The organism is uncultured Bifidobacterium sp. (assembly GCF_959020155.1).
In the GTDB taxonomy this organism is placed as follows: domain Bacteria; phylum Actinomycetota; class Actinomycetes; order Actinomycetales; family Bifidobacteriaceae; genus Bifidobacterium.
The window spans coordinates 26,540-48,538 of the sequence record NZ_CAUERC010000005.1 but is presented as its reverse complement, the minus strand read 5'-3'; the positions used below and the strand labels follow the sequence as shown (position 1 = coordinate 48,538).

Genomic DNA, 21,999 nt, shown 5'->3' with positions numbered 1-21,999 from the left:
ACAAAATAAAAACGCGTTTCCCTGCGAGACCGTGGATTGCCAAGTATCCGCGGGACCACAAGGAAACGCATGCCCTTCTCAGTAGGGAAGATAAAACGGTGCCAGACACCCTTGCAAGTCAGGGGGTACCACATTTGTGTAGTCCCCCCTATACGGGATGTCATCACGCTTGGAACCGTTCGGTGACTGCGGGAGCGGTGTCGGGCATCGGCATCGGCAGATAGGCGAATAGCGTCCAATCGCCATCATGAAGCGTTGTGGTGAGCGTGCCGCCATATGATTCAAGCTGCTTGCCGAAGTATGCGAGGCCATGGCCTCCCGAGAGCGAGCCGCCGTTCTGCTTGGTTTGCGTGAGATTGATTTGCGTGATTTCAATGGCGTTCGGCTTGAGCATCACCGACAGGTCGACTTTGCTGCCAGGTTGGGCATGCCGTGCGATGTTGGCGTAAATCTCCCGGAGCAGATCGTTGGCGAGTTTGGCCATGGTTGGTGAAGCGCTTGGTTTGCCGCCTGCCACATGGTTGACGGAGGTGATGTCGAATCCAAGCGTGCGCAGACGCCGATCGCCGTTATTCATGGTGGTGTCGAGCAGGTCGGCGAGGGCTCTGCCATCATCGTCCTCGTCGAGCGATGTGACATCCATATCCAATTCATCGATGACGCGGTGCACATTGGTCAAAGCGGAACGGACATAGTCATTGATTTGGTTCCAATCCTTGGCGTCCGATTCGTTTGTGTTGATATCCGCGCCGGCGTGCCGTTGCGCCACGAACACCGCCGCGGACAGGTCTCCGGTCACGGCGTCATGGATGGCTTTGGCAATGCGGTTGCGGCTTTCCATCTCCCGCAGTCTTGCCTTGGTCTGCTCGGCCTCCATACGGCTGTTCGTGGTTGTTTCATTCCAACGCAATGCGCAGCCGAACAGGGCCACCATGCCCAGCATGGCGATGATGGACACGGGGTTGGTGTTGGTCTGATTGCGCACAAGAGCATTGAACAGCTCATCCAGCGTGAAGAACGCGAACAGCAGCAACGCGACGAGATTGCTGGTTTCGAACGACAGCAGACCCAGCGCGTACAGGATGCCCGGCAACGAGTTGGCGTTGGTTCCGGGTATGCAGTATGAGCCGAATTCGGCAATCATCAGGAACAATGCCGACGCGGACTTCGGGAACAACGTGGAAAGCAGTAGCAGCACTATCGCCACGATGTCCCAAGCCAGCATGAGTGGGGTGCGCGGTGGAGTGTACGCCATGCACGCCAATATCCAGCATGTGGTGATGATCATAAGACCCGTGCGAATCGGATGCCACAGATTCGGGTGGTCAGTGCGCATGCGTATGCGCCAGGAACGGAATCTCGCGCCGAGTTCAGACAGCATGGGACCTCACCCACAATGCCACCGCTTGACGGGCCGTCTTGCAGTTGAGCTTTTTGAGGATGCTTTGCATATGCTTGCGGACAGTGCTTTCAGAAATGTCCAGTTGCTCGGCAATCTCCCTATCCAACAGACCGTCCGCGCACAGGGAGATGATTTGCTCCTCGCGCACAGTGAGCTGCGGTGAGGTCTCGTCCTCACGGCTGATGCGCAGATTGGCCAAGGCGGGGGATTCGAAGCCTTCCATCACACTGCCGCCGCAGAGTCGTTCGATGGCTTGGGCCAGCTGGTCTGAGTCCTCTTTGCTGATGAGCCCTTGCGCTCCGGCCTCCATCAGCTTGTCGCGGTAGCTTCTGATGGAGAAGCTGGTGACGCCGAGGATTGGCAGATGCCTGTCCACCAGACGGATACGACGGCATGTGGCTGGCCCCTGCAATCCTTCCATGGACATGTCGAGAATAAGCAAACTGAGATTGTTGCCAGTCTCCTGGCACCGTTCGATTGCTTCATTGCCGGATGTGGCCGTCCACACCACGTAGGCGGTGGGTACCTTGGCTTCGATGAGATAGCTCAATGATTCCAACGCGCGCGGATCATTGTCGACCAGCGCGATGCGATGGATTTTGGGCACCAGGCCAGACGTGTACTGAGCGCTCATTACTTCCCGCACAGCCACTGCAACAGTGGAGGGCAGTCGATGACGTACACGTCGGATGGCGTCGTGTCATCGGCGGCGTACGCGGTCGTTGCCGGAGCTCCGGCGATCAGCATGGTAAGTGTCATAAGCAGTGATGCGATTCTCATGCTGCCATTGTACGGGGATATGGTTCCAAGCTGTTCTGCGCGCGAATGTTCCGCGATTCCGGTAACTGAGGAGGTGCCGTGCACGTGGGTCGGATAGCCAGATACCCGGTCTGCAATCCCGATGCGGATGTTGCTGGAATTCTTCCCAATCCGCTATCCGTTCCTACCGTTCCCGCACGCCATTGACGCGATACACGCGGCCATGGCCGGGTTAACGGCAACGATTGTTGGATCGACCTCGACGCTTGCCGTGACATCCGACGCGGTATCCACGAGGGTGTCCGTCATATGGGAATCCTTATGATGGGAATATGACTTTCACGCTTATCGACGAGGCTCATTACGACGCCGAGATGGACGGCACGGTACTACCCGCGCTGCACGCCTGCATGACGGAAGGCTGGATGGATCCAGCCACCGTTGACTGGAACGGCGACGCGCTGCCCAAACTGGACGAACCCGGCCGGTTGCACTATTGCTGTTACGACGCGGCCAAATTCGACGTGCTGCGTGAGGACGGCGCTTCGGGCGTGTTCCGCGGTGCGATCGTCATTTCGCACGGATTCACCGAATTCGCGCGAAAATACAGCGAGATGGCATGGTATTTCCTGCTGGCCGGCTATTCCGTATGCATCCTCGAGCATCGCGGGCATGGTCATTCCGTGCATGACGTGGACAATCCCAGCCTGGTGTGGATCGACGATTGGCGCCGGTATGTGTCCGATTTCGCAGCCTTCGCCGACACTGTGGGCCGCGAATACGCGTGCGGCGAGCCACTGAACCTGTACTGCCATTCGATGGGCGGCGGCATCGGCGCGGCCGTGATGGAACACTATCCGAGCCTGTTCGACAAGGCCGTGTTGTCCGCACCCATGATCGCCCCCGTCGTCGGTATGCCGACATGGATCGCACGCATCGCTACAGGCGCGTTGTGCGGCTTGGGATTCGGCAAAGCGCGCGTATTCGGTCACACCGATTTTTCCCCCGAACTCGATCTCGACGAGCATAAGGGCGCGTCCGAGGCGCGCGTTCGCTGGTTCCACAAGCAGCGCGTCGACGACGTGGCATGCCAGACCAACGCGGCCACCTTCGAATGGGCGCATCAGGCGATGGCATTGTCTCGAGCCGTACTCAAACCGGACATGTGCGGTGCGATCGAAACTCCGACGCTGCTGTTCCAAGCGGGCCGTGACGTCTGGGTCCTGAACGGTCCGCAGGACGATTTCGTGGAACGCGTGCGCGAAGGCGGCGGATCAATCGAAAAAATACGGTACGGCAAGTCGTTGCACGAGATCTTCTCCATGCCGAACACGGTGGTCGGACCGTATGTGAACAAGATTCTCGACTTCCTCAGCGCGCCCGCGGACAGTCTGTGAGCGGCTGCCACTGCAGGCGTGTACGGTGTGCGATGAGCGAACAGTGAAGGGGAAGGAGCCGCAGTGGCGGAAAAAACGTTCGAACGCACGCCGAAAGACCTGATTATCGGCATTGCGATGACCCTGTGCGGCGGCGTGCTGTGGGGCGTCAACGCCACCGTCTCCAAAATCCTCATGGGCACGTATCATGCCTCGCCGCTGTGGATCGCATGCGTGCGCGAACTGGCAGCCGGCGTGCTTTTCCTCACCTGCTCGGCCATCATGACGCCGAAACTGCTTACCGGCGCGCTACGCGATCGCAAATCATATCCGCGGCTGCTGGCCACCGCCATCGTATGCGTGCTGCTGGTGCAGGTCGCCTACCTCGAATCGATCAACTGGACCAACTCCGGCACCGCGACCGTGCTGCAAAGCCTGAACCTGCTGTTCGTCTTGGGGGTCGTATGCCTGCGCGGGCGGCGACTGCCCGGCGTACGGGAAGGCATCGGCGTGGCGCTCGCCTTCGCGGGAACCGTGCTGATTGCGACCGGCGGCGACTTCACCACGCTGAAACTGCCGCCGGTCGGCCTGATTTGGGGCGCTATCAACGCGGCGTCCACGGCGGCCATGGTGTTTCTTCCGGTCAAGCTCATCGAACGTTGGGGCAACTTCACCGTCAACGGCATCGCGTTCCTGATTTCCGGGCTTGTGCTGCTGCCGTTCGTGCGGCCGTGGGCTACGGCGCCGCAGTTGGATTGGCTGGGTGTGGGGCTGATGGCGTTCACCGTGATCGGCGGCACATTCGGCGCGTTCTGGCTGTACATGGCCGGCGTGGTGCGCGTCGGTTCGATGCGTGCCACCATGCTCGGCACCAGCGAACCGGTGATGGCCACGATTTCCGCGGTGGCATGGACGGACGCGGTGTTCGAACCGACCGATTTGGTTGGATTCGTGATGATTCTCATCATGGTGTTTTTGGTGCGTTAAGTGCCGTGACGGGCGTTGCTTTTCGGGCGGCGGCGTGCGGACAAACAAAAAAGCCGGACATCCACTTACGGGCGTCCGGCTTCGCTTTGCTTAGCGATTACCGTGACTTACGACGTGCGAATATGACGTACGGCAGCTGGAAAATCAGCCTTCAATCGCAATCTGATGCTTGGTCTCAACCTGCTGCTGCGCTTCGGGCTTCGGCATTTCCAGGCACAGGGTGCCGTCCTTGTAGCTGGCGTGAATGTCGGAATCCTTCACGTCCTCGCCAACGTAGAAGCTACGAGAGCAAGAGCCGGCGTAGCGTTCGCGACGCAGCCAGCGGCCGTTGTCGTCCTTGTCCTCGTGCGAGCTGTTGCGATGCGCGGAAACGGTCAGATAGCCGTTCTGCAGGTCCAGCGAAATGTCGTCCTTCTTGAAGCCAGGCATGTCGATGTCGACCATGTAGCCCTTGTCGGTCTCACGCACATCGGTGCTCATCATGCCTGCGGACATGTTCGGATCGCATGCGGCTGCGCGGTCCATGTTGCGCCAACCCTCGAAGAACGGATCGTCGAACAGATCGGAGAACATCGTGTCATTCATCAAAGCCGGAAACATTGCCATAATCGGTACTCCTTAAGCAAATGCGCGTTCTGTGCGCGGAGTAATGCGGCTTGGCAGCCGGCCGTGCGATTATCGCTGCGGCGTCACCATCCAGCGAGATCGGCGACCGGGTTCGTTGCCGCATCCGGAACCCTCCCGGGCTCCTGACCTTGACCTTTCACTTCACCCAACTCTTCCGTGTCCTGCTCATTCCGCGGTTATGCTCACAGTGAAATACCGGGAAATGCTTGCGATTGCGTGCGCGGAAAAGTCGTACGGCGAATTTCGTTTTTCTTCAGAATCGGACGCATGGGATTGGTCTGCAATGCGTTACGTATCTGTTTTTCCAACCGGTCACGTGAAGTGTGGTTTTGGGTGGCTATGTGTTCGATTCTGCCGAATTGGTTATTCGGATTGTGTTTTCTGGAATCGGACATTTGTGGTGCTGGTTTTGGGTTTGGATGTCCGTTTGTCTGTTTCTGCTGAGATAGCTGGGCTTTCGGCGCATTTTTAGTACTTTTTTGTCACATTTCATACGTTTTGGATAAAGCAAAAGGGCTGGAATCGTTGGATTCCAGCCCTTTTCGGCCCGTGCGAGCGGGGGGAGTTGAACCCCCACGAGCATACACTCACTGCCACCTGAAGACAGCGCGTCTACCATTCCGCCACGCTCGCAGACAATCGACTAATTTACACCTTTACTATCTGTGGCACAAATCGGCGTGTCGCACCGCCGTATTCGCAAAGCGAATGCACAAAGCGGTGCGACGCGAGGAGGGAGGAGGCCCTGTGGACCTCCAGACGATGGAGCCATCCTTTGTTCAAAAAGCCGCGTTTGCGTAGCAAATGCTCAAGCCCCGCGACTTCCATCCAGCTCCTCTGGCTCAGCCCTTCGAACCGTTCTCGTAGAACTTGGCGAGTGTCTCGTCGCGGAATTCGTTGAAATAGCCGCCGTCGATCGATGCTCGGATATCGTCGAGCAGCTTCACGAAGAAGTGCTCGTTGTGGATCGTCGCCAGCGTGAAACCGTTGAATTCGCGGGCGCGCAGCGCGTGGTCCACGTATGCGCGCGAATAGTGCGTGCAGGTGTAGCAGTCGCAGTCCTCCTCAAGCGGACCGAAATCGTGCTTGAACTGTGCGCGCTTGATGTTGTAGCGGCCGTGGCGCGTGAAGATCGCACCATTGCGGCCGCAACGCGCGGGGGCCACGCAGTCGAAGGTGTCGCCGCCGTTCTCCACGCAGGCGAAGATGTCGTCCACCGCGGCGATGCCGAGCACATGGCGCGGACGGCTTTCCGGCATCGCGTCACAGATCCAGGCGCAGGTGTCGCCGATGATGCGCTTCTCGATCGCGCCGCCGATGCCGACGCCGTCGAAATCAAGCGAAGCGATCTGCTCGGCGGCATGTCTGCGCAGATCCTCATAATTCGCGCCCTGCACCACGCCATACAGCGCCTGGTACGGCTTGCCGAGACGCTCCTCGGTAAGCCTCTTATGCTCGGCAACGCAACGTTGCGCCCAACGGTAGGTGCGTTCCACGGAACGTTCCTGGTAGCCGCGCGTGTTCATCAGTGTGGTCAGCTCGTCGAACGCGAACATGATGTCGGCGCCGATCTTATGCTGGATTCCCATTGAAATTTCGGCGGAAAAACGGTGCAGTGAGCCGTTGAGCGGCGATTTGAACGTTACGCCGTCCTCGTCCACGAACGCGAGGCGCTCCTTGCCTTCGGCGATCACGTCGTCTGATTTCATGCCGGTCACATCCATGGCGAGCGTCTTCTTGAAGCCCGCGCCGAGCGAAAGCACTTGGAAACCGCCGGAATCGGTGAAGGTCGGACCGTTCCAATTCATGAATTTGGCAAGGCCGCCGGCTTCGTCGAGCACTTGTTCACCGGGACGTTCATACAGGTGAAACGCGTTGGACAGCAAGCATTGTGCGCCGAGATCCTTCATGGTTTCAGGCAGCACGGCTTTCATCGCGGCCTGCGTGGCCACCGGCACGAACGCCGGGGTGTGGATGTCGCCGTGGGGGGTGTGGATGATGCCGGTGCGGCCGTATCGTGCGCCGCCGCGTCCCTTACCGTCAGCCGCATCTGGCAGGCGGGTTTTCTGCTCAAAGTAAAATGCGTCGCGGCGGCCGGGCTTGCCGGGTTCCGCGCCGCGGGGATGTTCGATAAGGTTTTCGGTCGATGCCGCGCTGGTCGTGTTGCCTGCTGCGTCGTGCGTTGCGCCGGCTGCCGCGTTGGCCGCTGAGGTCTCGTGCGCCACCGCGCCGGTCTGTGGTTCGTTCAAGCTTGTCATGCTCTCAACTGTATGCGATAGCGCCGATTGCCGCGGTGGCGCCATCGGCGGTCGACGGTGGCATCGTATGGAGCAAACTGCCAAGCGATTCGATTGCTACTTTCAACAAACATTCAGGAAACTTCCAGAGCAGGTATCTTTACTCTTAGATAGCAGTTCGAGCGGCACGATTGCTGACCATGTTGAATGCCGCGAGACGAATAAGGAGCAACAATGGCTGAAGATAATAGCGATCAGAACATCGCCCAGCCGCAGGATGGCACGCAGCAGACCGCGCCGCAGACGCCGAGCGAGAACGTCGCCGACGAAGCACAGACTTCCGTTACCGAACCGATTGCAGCGCCGAACGCGGGCGAGCAGCCCACCACCGCCCTTCCTACCGTGGACGCGGCGGATGGCACGGCAGGCAATACCGCTGACGATACGCCGGATTATGCTTCCGCTGCCGGTGAACGCACGGTGATCAACAACGCGACGCAGGATGCGCCGACCGAACAGTACCGTCCGGCGCCCGAATACGGCGCGTACGGTCCGGTGCCGACGCCGCCGGCTGGCGATGCCAGCGGCCAGACCGCCCAGCAACCGCAGTACGGCGCGCAGCAGCAGGGTCAGCCGCAGGACAACCGTTCGTCGTTCTTCGGCGCTTTCGGCAACCCGTATACGACCGGCAATCAGCGGAACAATGGCAATCCGTTCGGCAATCCGTTTGGCGGCTCGTCCGCGCAGAACGGCGCGCAGCAGAACAATCAGCAGCAGCCGCAGTACGGCGCGAACATGCCCCCTGCGGGACCGGGCAACCGCAATCCGTTCGGCGCTCCGGGGCAGGGCTTCCCGAACCAGCCGAACCAGACGCCGGTCGTCACCAAGCAGAAGTCCGGCATGACCAGCCATGTGGTCACCGCCGTTGTGGCCGCACTGGTGTCCGGCGCGCTGTGCCTCGGCGTCGGCTTCACCGCGATCACCAACGGTTGGGTGCATGTGCCGACCTCCAGCTCGCTGTCCGACGTCAAGTCCAATACGTCCGGTTCCGGTTCCGCCAAGGCGAAGTCCGGTACGGCGGTCGATTGGAGCGCGGTGGCCAAGGAAGTGTCCGATTCCGTGGTGGCCATCGACGTGGCGACCAGCGACGGCGAAGCCAAGGGCTCCGGCGTGGTGATCAGCGACAAGGGCTATATCGCCACCAATAACCACGTGATTTCCGGCGCGCAGCAGATTCAGGTGACGCTCGCCAGCGGCGCCGTCTATTCCGCGAAGGTGGTCGGCACCGACACCACCACCGATTTGGCCGTGATCAAGCTCGACAATCCGCCGAGCGATCTGAAAGTCGCGGAATTCGCCGATTCCGACAATCTCGCCGTCGGCGAGGCCGTCATGGCGATCGGCAATCCGCTCGGCTACGACGACACCGCCACCACTGGCATCGTGTCCGCGCTCAACCGCCCGGTGACCGTGACCGATGACGACAACAACGCCATCGTCACCAACGCCGTGCAGATCGACGCGGCCATCAACCCGGGCAACTCCGGCGGCCCGACCTTTAATGCGGCCGGCCAGGTGATCGGCATCAACTCGTCCATCGCCTCCACCGCAAGCTCGTCCGGCACGGCAGGTTCCATCGGCATCGGCTTCGCCATTCCGTCGAACCTCGTCAAGCGCGTGACCAACGAGATCATCGACAACGGTTCCGTGAAGCATGTGGTGCTTGGCATCACCATCAAGAGCTCCTCGGTGGAAGCGGACGGTGTGACCCGCGGCTGCGCCCAGGTGCAGGCCGTGACCGACGGTGGCCCGGCGTCCAAGGCCGGCGTGAAGGCCGGCGACTCCATCGTGGCGTTCAACGGAAAGGCAGTGAACAACAACTACTCGCTGCTCGGTTACGTGCGCGCCTCCGCCATGGGAGACAAGGTGAAGCTGACCGTTGTGCGCGGCGGCAACACCATGGATCTTGAGGTGACGCTCGATCAGGAGGAAACCAAGACGAACTCCTCCAACAAGCAGGAACAGCGTCAGCAGAACAACGGCAACGACGATAACGGCAACGGCCAGAATGGCGGCAGCCAGAACGGCCAGAATGGCGGTAACGGCAACAACGGCGACGGCGGTGGCCTGTTCGATCCGTTCGGTCTGTGGTAAAGCCGGATGCGCGGCATCGTACGGCAACGTACGGTGTGCGGCGTTCATGCCGACAGCGATACGGGTGGCTGCCACCCGATAGGCTGACGGCGAAGCCGCAACCGCAATCCGCGTAATCGCGGAAAACGCTGAACAAGCCGAAAAACGGCGGAAAACAAGGGCTATGCGAGCAATCGCACGGCCCTTTTCGTATGCGCGGAACGCGCGCGACGAACGGAAGCACACGCAAACGGCCGCGGCAATCGCAATGCTCTGTTATGCTGGAAATATCTTTTTACGCCGTGTATCGATGGTCCGCGCAGGCGGGGCGCCGGTGGGTTAACAAGGCGTCCGAACCGAGCGTAAGGAGATTCTCATGCGTAGAATCATTTCCATTTGCAAAGAAGTTCCGCTGCTGCCGATCGCCATCATTGCCGCGATTCCGTTGGCATTGCTGGGTTCGTGGCGTCCGTGGGAGGCTGCGGGCGTCTCGCTGACTTTCGGACCGTTCAATCCGGGTGTCGGGCAGTGGATCGTGATCGCGCTGGTCGTGTACACGATTGTGGTGACTGTGATCGGCATGATTGACGATTTGCGGCACGGTCACGTCGGTGTGGATTTGCTTGCGGTTATTGCGATCGCGTCGACGGTGGCGGTGCAGGAATACTGGGCTGCGTGGGCCGTGGTGCTGATGATTTCCTCCGGCGAGGCGATTGAGGAATTCGCACAGTCGAAGGCGGAAGGCAACCTGACGGCGCTGGTTGATGCGGCGCCGCGGACCGCGCACGTGGTGACGTTGCCGGGCGTGGGTGCACGTGCGGCGGCTGCCGGGGCCGACGGTACTGCCGGTGATGCTGAGGGCGACATGACGGCGGACGGCTTTCGCAAGGTCGCCAGTGTGGATGTGCCTAACGCTGCGGAAACGAATAAGTCCACCATCCAAACCAAGCCTTACGACGCGGCCGGCGAGCATTTCGAAACCGTTCCGGTCGACCAGGTCAAGCTTGGCGACGTGATCCTCGTGCTGCCGGGCGAAACGGTGCCGGTCGACGGCGAACTGCTGTCGGGCGTCGCCACGTTGGATCTGAGCAATATCAACGGCGAGCCGGTGCCGCGCGAAGTGTATGCGGGCGCGCGCGTGCTGTCGGGTGCGGTCAACGGATCGACCGCGCTGACGATGCGTGCCACGCAATTGGCGCAGGATTCGCAGTATCAGAAGATCCTCGAACTGGTGTCGTCGGCGCAGGAATCGCGCCCGACCGTCGTCAAAACCGCCGATGTGCTGGCGGTGCCGTTCACCATTCTTTCGCTGGCGATCGCCGGCATCGCGTGGGCCGTCGCAGGCACGCCATTGCGATTCGCGCAGGTGCTGGTTTTGGCCACGCCCTGCCCGCTGCTGATCGCCGCTCCCGTCGCGTACGTGGCCGGCACCGGTCGCCTTGCCAAGGCGGGCATTCTTATCAAAGCGCAGGACGTGCTGGAAAACCTGGGCCGCGTATCGCATATCTTCTTCGACAAAACCGGCACGCTTACCGTCAAGCAGCCGCAGGTCGTGCGCGTCGAGAAGCCGTTCGAAAACAGCTCGCCGTACGACGAGAACCACATTCTGATGATGGCCGGCGTGGTGGAAGGCTACTCGGTGCACATTCTGTCGAAGGGCATCGCGGCGGCCGGGCAGAAGGCCATGCAGGAACTGTACGCGCGCTATGAGAACGGGCAGCGGCTGTGCGCCGAACGCGATCTGCCGGGGCATGGACGCGATTACCCCGTGGTGAAGAACATCGAGGAACAGTCGGGCAAGGGTGTGTCCGGCGAGGTGAACGGGCATGCCGTGCGCGTGGGTCGTTTCGCGTACGTGACGGCCGACGAGGCCGGCTTCACGCATGTGCTGGGCGCAGGGGTGGCGGCCGGTACTGCGGCTGGTGCTGTGGCCGATAGCGCGGTTGGCGATTCGGCGACCGGTACCGCTGCCGGCGCTTCCAAGAAGCCGGAGGTGAACTCGCTGTTCGCACCTCTCGAGCCGGACGAAATGGCCGCGTACGTGGCGATCGACGGCAAGCTCGCCGCGCGCATCGTGCTGCGTGACGTGCCTCGCGAAAATGCGAAATCGTCCCTTGAAAAACTGCACCGGCTCGGCGTGAAGAAACTGTCCATGCTCACCGGCGACAAGGAGGCTTCCGCACGCATCATCGCGGGCGAGGTCGGCATCGACGACGTGCAATCCGAACTCTTCCCCGAAGGCAAGGTCGCGGCCGTCAAGAACGCCACGGAAGACGCGCACCAAAACCAGCCGGCGTGGGACAAGGTCGTACAGCGCGTGGTCGGCGAATCCATGACCCGACAGGTGACGATGATGGTTGGCGACGGCGTGAACGACGCCCCCGTGCTGGCGGTTGCGGACATCGGCATGGCCATGACCGACGGCACGTCCACCGCCGCGTCCGAATCGGCGCAGGTGGTCATCATGAACGACGACATCGCCTCCGTGCCGCGCGCCATCGCCATCGCCCGCCGCACGAAGAAAGTGATGCTGCAGGCGGTGCTGGTCGGCCTTGGATTGGCGATTATCGGCATGGTCGCGGCCGCGTTCAACCTCATTCCGGTGGTCGTCGGCGCGTTCATGCAGGAAGCGATCGACGTGGTCAGCATCCTGTGGGCGCTCACCGCCCTGCTCGACCGCGAGTAGCGCCGGTTGCGGCGACGAGCCGTGCGGAACTAGGCTGAACCGCGTTGCGCCGTGCTACATCGAGCTGGGCGAGATTTCGCCGGTGATGTTCCGGCGCATCCACGTGCCGAAATCGGCCGAATCCACGCCCTGCGACAGCAGGAACATGATCTTCGCGTATGTGGCTTCCAGCGTCATGTCGCCCGATCCGATCGCGCCGGCGCGGGCGATCGCGTCGCCCGTCTCGTAATGGCCGAGCAGCACTTCCGCCTGCTGGCATTGCGATGCGATGACGACAGGCACGCCGTCATGCAGCACGTCGGCGATCACGTCGGTCAGTCCTGGCTCGTCGCTCGGCACATTGCCAACGCCGTACGCGCGCAACAGCACCGCTTCCGGACGAGGGTCGAGCATCGCGGCCAATCGCGCGGCGGAAATGCCGGGAGCCATGTCGATCACGGCCACATCGTGACGGGAGTAGGGCAGCGGCGACGCCCAACCGCAACCGGAGCCGGCCGAATCGCCCGCATACCAATGCCACGGCGTGCCGGTACGTGCCAGCGGGCCGGTGGACGGCGCCGAAAACCCTTCGAACGCCCAGCTTGACGATTTGCTCACACGGTTGCCGGCGAACAGATGATGGCCGAAGAACAGGCCGACGCCATGAAAACGTCCGCTCATCGCGGCGTTCAGCGCACCCGTGACGTTCGCGGTGGCGTCCGATTCGATTTTGCCGAGCGGATGCTGCGACCCCGTGAAAATCACAGGCTTGCCGAAACCGGTCAGCGCGTAAGACAGCGCGGCACTCGAATAGCTCATCGTATCGGTGCCGTGCAACACCACAAATGCATCGGCGTCATCGCGGTGCGCGCGCAGGTCGTCCGCCATCGTCTGCCAATTGTCGGGCGTCGCGTTCGACGAATCGATCAGCGGGTCCAGCTCGGTGAACGAGAACAAGCTCGAGTCCAGATGCGCGTCCTCAATCAGCCGGCGCAGCCAGCCGCGCATATCGGCGCCCGGAACCAGACCGTTCGGTGACTCGACCATACCGATGGTGCCGCCGGTATACGTGATGTGAATGCGCATATGCCCACCCTCTTACGATAAGGACCTTCTTTAGTGAGGGACCGATTGTGATCTTCTGCGATTGTACGTTCTCCTGCGCCGGCACATGGGCCGGGCTGCGCGTTGCGAGGCAAGTAAGGGAATCGCAAGAAAGTGCCGTATGCCCCCTGTTGGAAATGCAGGGAATATATTAGGCTGGAACATATGAGCGAAACCAACGAACTTCGTATTGCTGTAATCGGCGCCGGCCCCGCAGGCGTCTACTCTTCCGATATTTTCCTGCGCCAGCTGGGCAAGCTCGGCGAAGAGCTGGGACTGGGCACCAAGGCCCGCATCGACCTGTTCGAAAAGCTGCCGGTGCCGTTCGGCCTGGTGCGCTACGGCGTGGCCCCCGACCACCCTTCCATCAAATTCATCGCATCCGCTCTCGAGAAGACGCTCGACAACCCGGACATCCACCTGTACTGCGACGTGGAATTCGGCAAGGACGTGACGCTCGACGAGCTGCTCGAACGCTACGACGCGGTGCTGTTCGCCACTGGTGCCGTCGAAGACAAGCCGCTCGGCCTGCCGGGCGCCGACTTGGACGGTGTGTACGGTGCCGCCAAGTTCGTGGAATGGTACGACGGTTACCCGACCGGCGCCCGCGAATGGCCGCTCGATGCCGAGGAAGTCGCTGTGATCGGCGGCGGCAACGTGGCCATGGACGTGGCGCGCGAGCTGATGCGCAACGCCGACGACCTGAAGGAACGCACCGACATTCCGGACAACGTGTACGAAGGCATCAAGGCCAACAAGGCCAAGACTCTGCATCTGTTCATCCGCCGTGGCGTGGCTCAGGCCAAGTTCTCCGTGCAGGAGCTGCGCGAAATGGAGAAGCTGCCGGGCGTGCAGCTGATCATCAACGAAGACGACTTCGATCTGGACGACGACACTATCGAGGAGGCCGGCAAGGACAAGCTGACCCGTCAGATGGTCGAGGAGCTGTTCACCATCCGCGAGATGGCCGAGGACATGGAAGACGACGGCGACACCGATTTCGAAGGCAACCCGGCGGATCGCAAGTACTACATCCACTTCAATTCCGCTCCGGTCGAAGTGCTGGGCGAGGACGGCAAGGTCAAGGCGATTCGCGTGGAGAAGACGACGACTTCCGCGGACGGCAAGATGACTCGCACCGGCGAATTCGAAGAGTACCCGGTGCAGGCCGTGTATCACGCAATCGGCTACAAGCCGGCCACCGCGCCGGGCATCGCGTACGACGAGCGTCGCGCGCACCTGGCCAACGCGAACGGCGACGGCCGCATCACCACGGAGGCCTCCGGCGAGGGCGCGCAGGTGCGTGAGCGTCTGTACGCCACCGGTTGGGCCAAGCGTGGTCCGGTCGGCCTGATCGGCTCCACCAAGTCCGACGCGCTGCTCATCGTCACCAACATGCTGGAGGACCTGTCCAAGGCCGCCGAAGGCGGTCGCGTGGCCGCTGACCGCGATCCGGAATCCATCGACCGTCTGCTGGCTTCCCGCGGTGTCAAGCCGATCGACTTCGCCGGCTGGAAGAAGGTCGATGCGTTCGAACGTGCCGAAGGCGCGAAGGAAGGCCGCGAGCACAAGAAGGTCATCGACCCGGAGCAGATGCGCGCGCTGGCGCATGCCTGAATCGGGCCGGCTGGAATTAGGGTGGGAGTGCTGACTTCCTGACACCCTAACTCCAAGCCTTTTAACGCGATCTAGTAACGCCCTGCACGTCCGATTCCTCTGAATCGGACGTGCAGGGCGTTAGTTTTTGCCGCTTTAGTGGTCGATTTTCGGCGGACTGGTCGCGTAGCGTGCGTTTTCGATCGCACAACCGCCCGTTTCTCCAGAATCGGACATACGCGGTCGTTTTGACCTATTACCCCCGAAGTTCGGGTCCATGCGCTAGGCTGACCCCAGTGAAACGCGGTGCGCAATATCATCGCAAACGGATGCGGGCATTGAAATCTAAGGTTGTGAAGTCGGCATGAACTTTGGAAAACACGTCAAGCGCAAGGCACTGTACTGCTGTTCCGTGTCCGTCGTGGGCCTGCTGATCGCCTGCCTGATCGGCTTCGCCATGGGCGTGGGTCTTGTCGATGTGCATCTCGAAGAGGAAGCCCACGCAGCGGCGTCCTCGGGAACGTCTTCGGAAACGTCCTCCACGTCGGGCGCGCTTAAGAAAAACAGCGCGCCGCAATCGCAGACACAAGCCGTCTCGTCGCCGACGCAGGTCGCGCTGGACGGCATTTCCGCAGTCGAGGGCAGCGCCACGATCACAACGCAGGGCTTCACGCTAAGCGCCGATTCGCAGGCCGCCGTGCAGTCTCAAATCGCCACTTTCGAAGCCGACGGATATACCGCATCATTCGTGCTCGCCGACATCACGACCGGCCGCACGATCGCATACAACGCCGATGCACAGATCTATTCGGCCTCGTCGGCGAAGGCGCCATACCTGATATCGCTGTTCTCAACGGGCACCGTCGACCTGAACAGCGTGGCCCAATCCGCTGACGCGCAGTCCGCCACCGTCCACCAGAAGGTCGACGCCGTCCTGCGCAATTCCGACAACGCGTCTTACGACTGGCTGTACAAAACGTATGGCCTCGACTGCTTCAACACGTGGGCCGAACAGGCGGGCGCGGCTTCCAGAATAGGTGATCGCGGCGGGTACCTGTTCACCTCCGCGCGCGACATGGCCAAACTGTGGACCGCCGGATACGGTTTCCTGTTCGCCAGGCAAACGGCGGGGGTGCAGAACATCACGCCCGAATCGCTGCAATGGCTGTCCGGAGACATGACGAATTCGCTGAACTCCTGCATCCACGCGGCCCTTGGCGATGCGGACACCGTGTACACGAAGGCCGGATGGATCAACGGCGAAGGCGATTTGTACGTGCTGAACGATGCCGGACTGGTGATGTCGCAGTCGGGCGCGTACGTGCTGGCGGTGCTGACGAACGCGTGCGGCCGCAACGATTTGCTGACCAGCCTGATCGGCACGCTCGACGCAGTGCATTCGGGGGATATGCGGGGGTAATACGTTTCAAGTTGGGGTGACTCTCGCCGTGCCGCAGATAGGTCTATGGCCGATGCTGTAGCGTCGTTGCGTGGCATGTTTCTAGATGTTGCAAATCCACCCTTCAGCTTGTATACAGCAAAATCCCAGCCTGAATTCCTAGGCTGGTGGCCATGAACGGCAAATTGCAGGTGCACGGCCATTGCAATGGCTTGAAAACAACGCTTTTGTTCGCGTTGATGTGGGGCGTCATCATGCTCATCTGGTGGGCGACCGGCGCCAGTCAAAGCACGCTCGGCTACTACATTCTCATCGGCCTGGGCTCCACGTTCGTCTCCTACTGGTTTTCCGACAAACTGGCGATTGCCAGCATGCACGCTCGACAGGTGAGCGAGCAGGAAGCCCCCGTACTATACAAGATCGTCCGCGAGCTATCGGCGAAGGCAGGTAAGCCGATGCCGCGCATCTACATCGCCCCCACCATGAGCCCCAACGCGTTCGCGACGGGGCGCAACGAACGACACGCGGCGGTCTGCTGCACGCAAGGCATCCTACAGACGCTTAACGAACGTGAGATTCGCGGCGTGCTCGGACACGAACTCATGCACGTCTACAACCACGACATTCTGACGTCCGCAATCGCCTCCGCCATGGCCACCGTCATCTCGTACCTCGGCTACTCGCTCATGTATTTCGGCGGCGGCCGTTCGCGTGACGACCGCGACGATTCGGCGTCCGGCGGCTTGGGATTGCTGGGTGTGCTGCTGAGCACGATTCTGGCGCCGATCGCAGCGTCGCTGATACAGATGGCAATCTCCCGCACACGCGAATACGACGCCGACGAAGACGGTTCCAAGTTGACGGAGGATCCGGAAGCGCTCGCTTCCGCGTTGAGCAAGATTTCCGGCGGCGCGGCCGCGATGCCGATGGAGAAGACCGCCGGCACGCAGTCGGTGGCTGCGATGATGATCGCCAGTCCGTTCTCCGCGGAGGGCTTCTCGCGCCTGTTTTCCACGCATCCGCCGATTCAGGACCGCATTGCGCGGCTCATGCAGATGGGCCAGGAGATGCGGCAGCAGGGCGTGCAGTCGGGCTACCTGGCCGGCGGATACGCAACGACCGGCGTTGCCGCAAGCGACATTCGACAGGGCGGTTACGACGGGCCGCAGTTCGGCTCGCAGTATGGTTCCGCTTACGATTCGTACGGTTCGGGTCCGGCGGGTTCGGCGGGTTCGACCGGTGGATATTCGCGCGACTATTCGCAACGCCCCATGCGCAGAAGAGGATCGCGCTGACGCCCGCACAGCCTCCCGCGCCGGTGGTTCCTGCCCCGACTTTCAGCCTTTTCCGGTACTGATGTTGCTGCGGACGCATACTTGCTGTGCTGACGACTCCCAAAATCGCTATATGTGGCAGATAAGAGACTGCCGAGAAAGTGATTTCCGCTATATGTGGCACTTTCCTTCGCGAAGATGCCCCCATACCTTCGATTTCGTACCCTCTAACAGCTCTTGCCCGCGGAGAACTGCCACATATAGCGCAAATCGATTTTGCGGAACCGGACAATCTGCCACATATAGCGGGAATGGCGTGCTAGACTAATGGCTCGTGCCCAAAAGGCACACCTTGCGGATGTAGTTCATCGGTAGAACGAAAGCTTCCCAAGCTTTAAAGGCGGGTTCGACTCCCGTCATCCGCTCCATTCGAAACCCTTGGAATCGTTGGAATTTCAAGGGTTTTTCTATTGTCGTAAAAGACCCGTGAAGCCAACTTCGCGTCGCGCAACTGTCGGTTGCGTCGCAAAATTTGGTTGCGAATCGCAATGCAACCGCAAGATGGTGGCGTGGAACGCGACGTTTGTGACAAGCTGCTGATGCTTTGCGACATGTTCGGTGTGACGTTGGATGATTTGGTCATGGGCGACGTGTGCGCGTCGGCGGGCCGTGGAGGTGCGGGACGCGTGGGCTGTGTGGATGCGGGACGCATGGACTTGGCTGCCGATACGGCTGGTGTGGCAGCGTCGGATGGGGTGGTTGACTCTGCTGTTGGTGCGGTTCCGGGGGTAATCGGGTTCGCGGCATCGCAGGTTGCAGGAGTGTCCGATTCTGCAGAATCGGACACTCGTGGAGGGCGATGGGTAGGCTGGAGCCCGTGAACACGAACCAGAAGTCCCCCTCCGATTCCGGCGCAAACCACCCCACCGGCAACTCCTGCAATCCGCTACTCGGCCATGCCACATCACACGCGGCGACACTCATCGGCCTGTTCGCAATCGTCCTGTGGGGCTTCATGGCCGGCCTCGTGCGACTGGTCTCCGAATCGTTCGGCGCCACGCTCGGGTCGGCGCTCATCTACACCGTCGGCGGCGTGCTGCTGTTCATCGTGCGCCGGCCGAAGCCGATCAGCCAAGCGCCACGCAAGTATCTCATCGCAGGCGGCGTCATGTTCATCGCGTACGAAGCGTCGATTTCGCTGTCGATCGGCCTGGCCACCACGAACGCGCAATCCGTGGAAGTCAGCCTCGTCAATTACCTGTGGCCGACGTTGCTGGTGCTGATGACGGCCGCCGTATCGCGCAAACATGGTGCCGTCGTCAAAGCGATTCCGGGCGCGATCGTAGCCACTATCGGCGTGGCGATGGCGGTCGGCGGCGAAAGCCTTAGCGTGCAGGAGGCGGTAAGCAACATCGCCAGCAACCCCCTACCGTTCGCGCTTGCGCTCGCCGGCGCCTTTATTTGGGCGATTTACGCGACTTTCACACCGTCGCTGTCCGAAGGCTACGACGGTACGACGATTTTCTTCTGCTGCGTCGCCGTCGTGCTGTGGACCATCCACTTCGCTTCGGGCGACGGCCTGCCCGCCACGGCTCCCGGCATCGGCGGTTATGCCGCGCTGCTTGCGTGCGCTATTTCGATTTCCGGCGGCTACGCATGCTGGGGGTACGGCATGCTGCACGGCAATATGGAAACGTTGGCGATCGGCTCGTACGCGACCCCGTTGTTCTCCACGGCTTCCAGCACGCTGCTGTTGGGCGTGGCGTTGGGCATGCCGTTCTGGATTGGCGTCGCACTGGTGGTGGCCGGCTCGCTTATCAACCTCTGGTTCGCCCGGCGGTCGTAGCCCGGCGATTACAGCTTCGCCCGGCACCCGTAGGCGCCGGGCGAACACGAACATAAGAGAAAACTTACTTCAGCGCGCGACCGGCGGAGCCGAGCTGCTGGCACGCCTCGACCACGCGCGCGGCCATCGCCGTTTCGGCTTCGCGGCCCCAGGAACGCGGGTCGTACAGCTTCTTGTTGCCGACTTCGCCGTCGATCTTCAAAACCGAATCGTAATTGCGGAACATGTGTCCGGCGATCGCACGGGAGAACGCGTACTGCGTATCGGTATCGATGTTCATCTTGACCACGCCGTAGCTGACCGCTTCCGCGATTTCCGCGGCCGTCGATCCGGAACCGCCGTGGAACACCAGCGGGAACGGCTTGCCTTCCGGCATATCCGGCAGGGCACAGGAGGCGACATGCGCCGATTCGGCACTGCCCAATCGCCCGTCATGCGCCGCATTCCACACTTCCGTCTGGATGTCGTGCAGCAGTCGCGGACGCAGCTTGACGATGCCCGGCTTGTACGCGCCATGCACGTTGCCGAACGTGAACGCGGCCATGTATCGGCCGTGCTCGCCCAAGCCGAGCCGTTCCGCCACGCGCACGCCGTCGGCCGGGGTGGAATACAGTTTTTCGTTGATTTCCGCGGAATGGCCGTCCTCTTCGCCGCCGACCGCGCCGATTTCGATTTCCAGCACGGTGTGCGCCTTCACGGACTTCTCGAGCAGTTCCGAGGCGATGTCGAGATTTTCCTCAAGCGGCACCGTCGAACCGTCCCACATGTGCGATTGGAACGTCGGCTCCTCGCCGCGCTTGACCTGTTCCGCCTCGTGCGCGAGCAGCGGCCGCACCCACTCGTCCAAATACTGCTTGGCGCAGTGGTCGGTGTGCAGGGCCACGGTGATGTTCGGATAACGTGCTGCCACTTCGTGCGCAAACGCGGCGAAGGCGAGCGATCCGACCACACGGTCGTTCACGCTTTGGCCGGAGAAATAGGCGGAACCGCCCACGGACACCTGGATGATGCCGTCGGATTCAGCTTCGGCGAAGCCCTGCAACGCCGCGTTCAGCGTCTGCGTGCTCGTCACATTGATCGCGGGATACGCGTATCCGCCGCGGCGGGCGGTATCCAGCATCTCGGCATAACGTTCAGGTGTTGCGATAGTCATGCTTCCATTATGCCGCTGTTGCGTGACGAGAAACCGCCACGCAGTAGAGGGCTCACGGTACGCTATTTTCGGCGGAAACAAGGCAACATCGTGGAGGTGCGTTATGCCGGGAATCGTGTTGATTGGCGCTCAGTGGGGCGACGAAGGTAAGGGCAAGGCGACCGATCTTATCGGCACCAAGGTCGACTATGTTGCGCGCTTCAACGGCGGCAACAACGCAGGCCACACCGTGGTCGTCGGCGACGAATCGTACGCACTGCACCTGCTGCCGTCCGGCATCATCAGCCCCAACACCACCCCCGTCATCGGCAACGGCGTCGTCGTCGATCCGGAAGTGCTGTTCCAGGAGATCGACGGCCTTGAAAGCCGTGGCGTGGACTGCTCCCGACTGCTGGTGAGCGAAAGCGCGCACATCATCGCCCCGTACCACCGCGTGCTCGACAAGGTGACCGAACGCTTCCTCGGCAAGCACAAGATCGGCACCACCGGCCGTGGCATCGGCCCGGCATACGCCGACAAGATCAACCGCGTGGGCATCCGCGTGCACGACCTGTTCAACGCGGAGCATCTGCATGACAAGGTCGAGGCCAGCCTGCATCAGAAGAACCAGATGCTCGTCAAGCTGTACAACCGTCGCCCGATCGACGTGGACGAGACCACCGACGAGCTGCTCAAGCTCGGCGAACGCCTGAAGCCGTACGTTGCCAACACCTCCCTGGTGCTCAACAAGGCGCTCGACGAGGGCAAGACCGTGCTGTTCGAAGGCGGCCAGGCCACCATGCTCGACGTGGACCACGGCACCTACCCGTTCGTGACTTCCTCCAACCCGACCGCCGGCGGCGCCTGCACCGGCACCGGCGTTGGCCCGACCAAGATCACCCGCGTGATCGGCGTCTCCAAGGCGTATGTGACCCGCGTGGGCGAAGGCCCGTTCCCGACCGAACTGTTCGGCGAGGACGGCGAATGGCTGCGCGCCCAAGGCCACGAGTACGGCGTGACCACCGGTCGCCCGCGTCGCTGCGGTTGGTTCGACGCGGTCGTCAACCGTTACGCGGCCCAGGTCAACGGTCTGACCGACATCGTGCTCACCAAGCTCGACGTGCTCACCGGCCTCAAGGAAATCCCGCTGTGCGTGGCGTACGACGTCAACGGCGAGCGTCGCGACGATATGCCGACCGACCAGGCCGAGTTCGCCGCCGCGAAGCCGATTTACGAGTCCATGCCGGGTTGGGACGAGGACATTTCCCAGGTCCATGACTTCAACGATCTGCCGAAGACCTGCCAGGATTACGTCAAGCGTCTTGAGGAACTGTCCGGCTGCCGCATTTCCGTGATCGGCACCGGCCCGCAGCGCGACCACATCATCCAGATCAACTCGCTGATCGACTGAAGCTGATTCGGCTGATTCGTCGATATGAACGTCGGTAACGAACGTCAATGA

Annotated in this window: 17 protein-coding genes and 2 tRNA genes; 11 read left to right on the top strand and 8 right to left on the bottom strand. The window is 61.5% G+C overall.

The features are described 5' to 3' along the window. Window positions 1-163: 163 nt before the first annotated feature. Genes Q5H31_RS02825 through Q5H31_RS02815 form a run of 3 tightly spaced genes read right to left on the bottom strand, consistent with a single transcriptional unit; the run spans window position 164 to window position 2,182 of the window. Window positions 164-1,336, bottom strand: coding sequence for a sensor histidine kinase (locus Q5H31_RS02825; RefSeq protein WP_302457464.1), 1,173 nt, complete (start codon window positions 1,334-1,336; stop codon window positions 164-166). 34 nt (window positions 1,337-1,370) lie between these two features. Further along, window positions 1,371-2,036, bottom strand: coding sequence for a response regulator transcription factor (locus tag Q5H31_RS02820; protein WP_271719604.1), 666 nt, complete (start codon window positions 2,034-2,036; stop codon window positions 1,371-1,373). After that, complete coding sequence (locus Q5H31_RS02815) at window positions 2,036-2,182, bottom strand: hypothetical protein (protein WP_155266543.1); 147 nt, start codon at window positions 2,180-2,182, stop codon at window positions 2,036-2,038. The genes Q5H31_RS02820 and Q5H31_RS02815 overlap by 1 nt, the downstream gene beginning before the upstream one ends. Window positions 2,183-2,493: 311 nt before the next feature. Here Q5H31_RS02815 and Q5H31_RS02810 point away from each other — a divergent pair, with 311 nt between their 5' ends. Both Q5H31_RS02810 and Q5H31_RS02805 read left to right on the top strand, forming a co-directional pair. After that, the gene (locus Q5H31_RS02810) at window positions 2,494-3,558 is read left to right on the top strand and encodes an alpha/beta fold hydrolase (protein ID WP_302457463.1); all 1,065 of its coding nucleotides are present in this window, start codon (window positions 2,494-2,496) and stop codon (window positions 3,556-3,558) included. Between the two features lie 117 nt (window positions 3,559-3,675). Further along, window positions 3,676-4,524, top strand: coding sequence for a DMT family transporter (locus Q5H31_RS02805; protein WP_302457487.1), 849 nt, complete (start codon window positions 3,676-3,678; stop codon window positions 4,522-4,524). A 144-nt stretch (window positions 4,525-4,668) separates the two neighbouring features. Here Q5H31_RS02805 and Q5H31_RS02800 read toward each other — a convergent pair whose 3' ends face one another. From Q5H31_RS02800 to tgt, 3 genes are all read right to left on the bottom strand, one after another. Further along, window positions 4,669-5,130 carry an Hsp20/alpha crystallin family protein gene (locus Q5H31_RS02800; RefSeq protein ID WP_021913490.1) on the bottom strand — a complete coding sequence of 154 codons (462 nt, stop codon included), beginning with the start codon at window positions 5,128-5,130 and terminating at the stop codon, window positions 4,669-4,671. Between the two features lie 571 nt (window positions 5,131-5,701). Then, window positions 5,702-5,784 (bottom strand) — tRNA-Leu (locus tag Q5H31_RS02795). Window positions 5,785-5,993: 209 nt separating this feature from the next. Further along, window positions 5,994-7,409 carry a tRNA guanosine(34) transglycosylase Tgt gene (tgt, locus tag Q5H31_RS02790; RefSeq protein WP_021913488.1) on the bottom strand — a complete coding sequence of 472 codons (1,416 nt, stop codon included), beginning with the start codon at window positions 7,407-7,409 and terminating at the stop codon, window positions 5,994-5,996. Between the two features lie 213 nt (window positions 7,410-7,622). On the opposite strand from tgt, the gene Q5H31_RS02785 reads away from it, so the two are divergent. Next, window positions 7,623-9,542 (top strand): S1C family serine protease, encoded by a 1,920-nt coding sequence (locus tag Q5H31_RS02785; protein WP_302457462.1) that lies wholly within the window; start codon window positions 7,623-7,625, stop codon window positions 9,540-9,542. A gap of 355 nt (window positions 9,543-9,897) precedes the next feature. Then, window positions 9,898-12,207, top strand: coding sequence for a heavy metal translocating P-type ATPase (locus Q5H31_RS02780; RefSeq protein ID WP_302457461.1), 2,310 nt, complete (start codon window positions 9,898-9,900; stop codon window positions 12,205-12,207). A 54-nt stretch (window positions 12,208-12,261) separates the two neighbouring features. On the opposite strand, the gene Q5H31_RS02775 is transcribed toward Q5H31_RS02780, so the two are convergent. Next, window positions 12,262-13,272 (bottom strand): asparaginase, encoded by a 1,011-nt coding sequence (locus Q5H31_RS02775; RefSeq protein WP_118332031.1) that lies wholly within the window; start codon window positions 13,270-13,272, stop codon window positions 12,262-12,264. 183 nt (window positions 13,273-13,455) lie between these two features. Between Q5H31_RS02775 and Q5H31_RS02770 the strand changes: the two genes are divergently transcribed. From Q5H31_RS02770 to yddG, 6 genes are all read left to right on the top strand, one after another. After that, window positions 13,456-14,907, top strand: a complete 1,452-nt coding sequence (locus Q5H31_RS02770) for an FAD-dependent oxidoreductase (protein WP_042989677.1) — start codon at window positions 13,456-13,458, stop codon at window positions 14,905-14,907. A gap of 343 nt (window positions 14,908-15,250) precedes the next feature. Further along, on the top strand, window positions 15,251-16,306 hold the full coding sequence (locus Q5H31_RS02765) for a serine hydrolase (protein WP_302457460.1): 1,056 nt from the start codon (window positions 15,251-15,253) through the stop codon (window positions 16,304-16,306). Between the two features lie 152 nt (window positions 16,307-16,458). Next, entirely contained in the window at window positions 16,459-17,580 is a 1,122-nt protein-coding gene (htpX, locus tag Q5H31_RS02760) for a zinc metalloprotease HtpX (RefSeq protein ID WP_195525324.1), read from the top strand. A 333-nt stretch (window positions 17,581-17,913) separates the two neighbouring features. Continuing rightward, window positions 17,914-17,987, top strand: a tRNA-Gly gene (locus tag Q5H31_RS02755). Between the two features lie 141 nt (window positions 17,988-18,128). Next, the gene (locus tag Q5H31_RS02750) at window positions 18,129-18,440 is read left to right on the top strand and encodes a hypothetical protein (RefSeq protein ID WP_130082095.1); all 312 of its coding nucleotides are present in this window, start codon (window positions 18,129-18,131) and stop codon (window positions 18,438-18,440) included. After that, a complete protein-coding gene (yddG, locus tag Q5H31_RS02745) occupies window positions 18,419-19,405 on the top strand; it encodes an aromatic amino acid DMT transporter YddG (RefSeq protein ID WP_302457459.1) in 987 nt (328 codons plus the stop codon). Before Q5H31_RS02750 ends, yddG begins: the two co-directional genes overlap by 22 nt. 64 nt (window positions 19,406-19,469) lie before the next feature. Here the strand turns inward: yddG and fbaA are convergent, their stop codons facing one another. Continuing rightward, the gene (gene fbaA, locus Q5H31_RS02740; RefSeq protein WP_302457458.1) at window positions 19,470-20,558 is read right to left on the bottom strand and encodes a class II fructose-bisphosphate aldolase; all 1,089 of its coding nucleotides are present in this window, start codon (window positions 20,556-20,558) and stop codon (window positions 19,470-19,472) included. A 103-nt stretch (window positions 20,559-20,661) separates the two neighbouring features. Between fbaA and Q5H31_RS02735 the strand changes: the two genes are divergently transcribed. Next, complete coding sequence (locus tag Q5H31_RS02735; protein WP_021913528.1) at window positions 20,662-21,948, top strand: adenylosuccinate synthase; 1,287 nt, start codon at window positions 20,662-20,664, stop codon at window positions 21,946-21,948. Window positions 21,949-21,999: the final 51 nt, after the last annotated feature.

Coding starts and splice junctions, on each gene's coding strand:
- Q5H31_RS02810 (WP_302457463.1), top strand. CDS start 2,494: ATGACTTTCACGCTTATCGACGAGGCTCATTACGACGCCGAGATGGAC.
- Q5H31_RS02775 (WP_118332031.1), bottom strand. CDS start 13,272: ATGCGCATTCACATCACGTATACCGGCGGCACCATCGGTATGGTCGAG.
- Q5H31_RS02805 (WP_302457487.1), top strand. CDS start 3,676: ATGACCCTGTGCGGCGGCGTGCTGTGGGGCGTCAACGCCACCGTCTCC.
- Q5H31_RS02800 (WP_021913490.1), bottom strand. CDS start 5,130: ATGGCAATGTTTCCGGCTTTGATGAATGACACGATGTTCTCCGATCTG.
- fbaA (WP_302457458.1), bottom strand. CDS start 20,558: ATGACTATCGCAACACCTGAACGTTATGCCGAGATGCTGGATACCGCC.
- Q5H31_RS02825 (WP_302457464.1), bottom strand. CDS start 1,336: ATGCGCACTGACCACCCGAATCTGTGGCATCCGATTCGCACGGGTCTT.
- Q5H31_RS02765 (WP_302457460.1), top strand. CDS start 15,251: ATGAACTTTGGAAAACACGTCAAGCGCAAGGCACTGTACTGCTGTTCC.
- Q5H31_RS02735 (WP_021913528.1), top strand. CDS start 20,662: ATGCCGGGAATCGTGTTGATTGGCGCTCAGTGGGGCGACGAAGGTAAG.
- Q5H31_RS02820 (WP_271719604.1), bottom strand. CDS start 2,036: ATGAGCGCTCAGTACACGTCTGGCCTGGTGCCCAAAATCCATCGCATC.
- Q5H31_RS02785 (WP_302457462.1), top strand. CDS start 7,623: ATGGCTGAAGATAATAGCGATCAGAACATCGCCCAGCCGCAGGATGGC.
- Q5H31_RS02770 (WP_042989677.1), top strand. CDS start 13,456: ATGAGCGAAACCAACGAACTTCGTATTGCTGTAATCGGCGCCGGCCCC.
- tgt (WP_021913488.1), bottom strand. CDS start 7,409: ATGACAAGCTTGAACGAACCACAGACCGGCGCGGTGGCGCACGAGACC.
- yddG (WP_302457459.1), top strand. CDS start 18,419: ATGGGTAGGCTGGAGCCCGTGAACACGAACCAGAAGTCCCCCTCCGAT.
- Q5H31_RS02815 (WP_155266543.1), bottom strand. CDS start 2,182: ATGAGAATCGCATCACTGCTTATGACACTTACCATGCTGATCGCCGGA.
- Q5H31_RS02780 (WP_302457461.1), top strand. CDS start 9,898: ATGCGTAGAATCATTTCCATTTGCAAAGAAGTTCCGCTGCTGCCGATC.
- htpX (WP_195525324.1), top strand. CDS start 16,459: ATGAACGGCAAATTGCAGGTGCACGGCCATTGCAATGGCTTGAAAACA.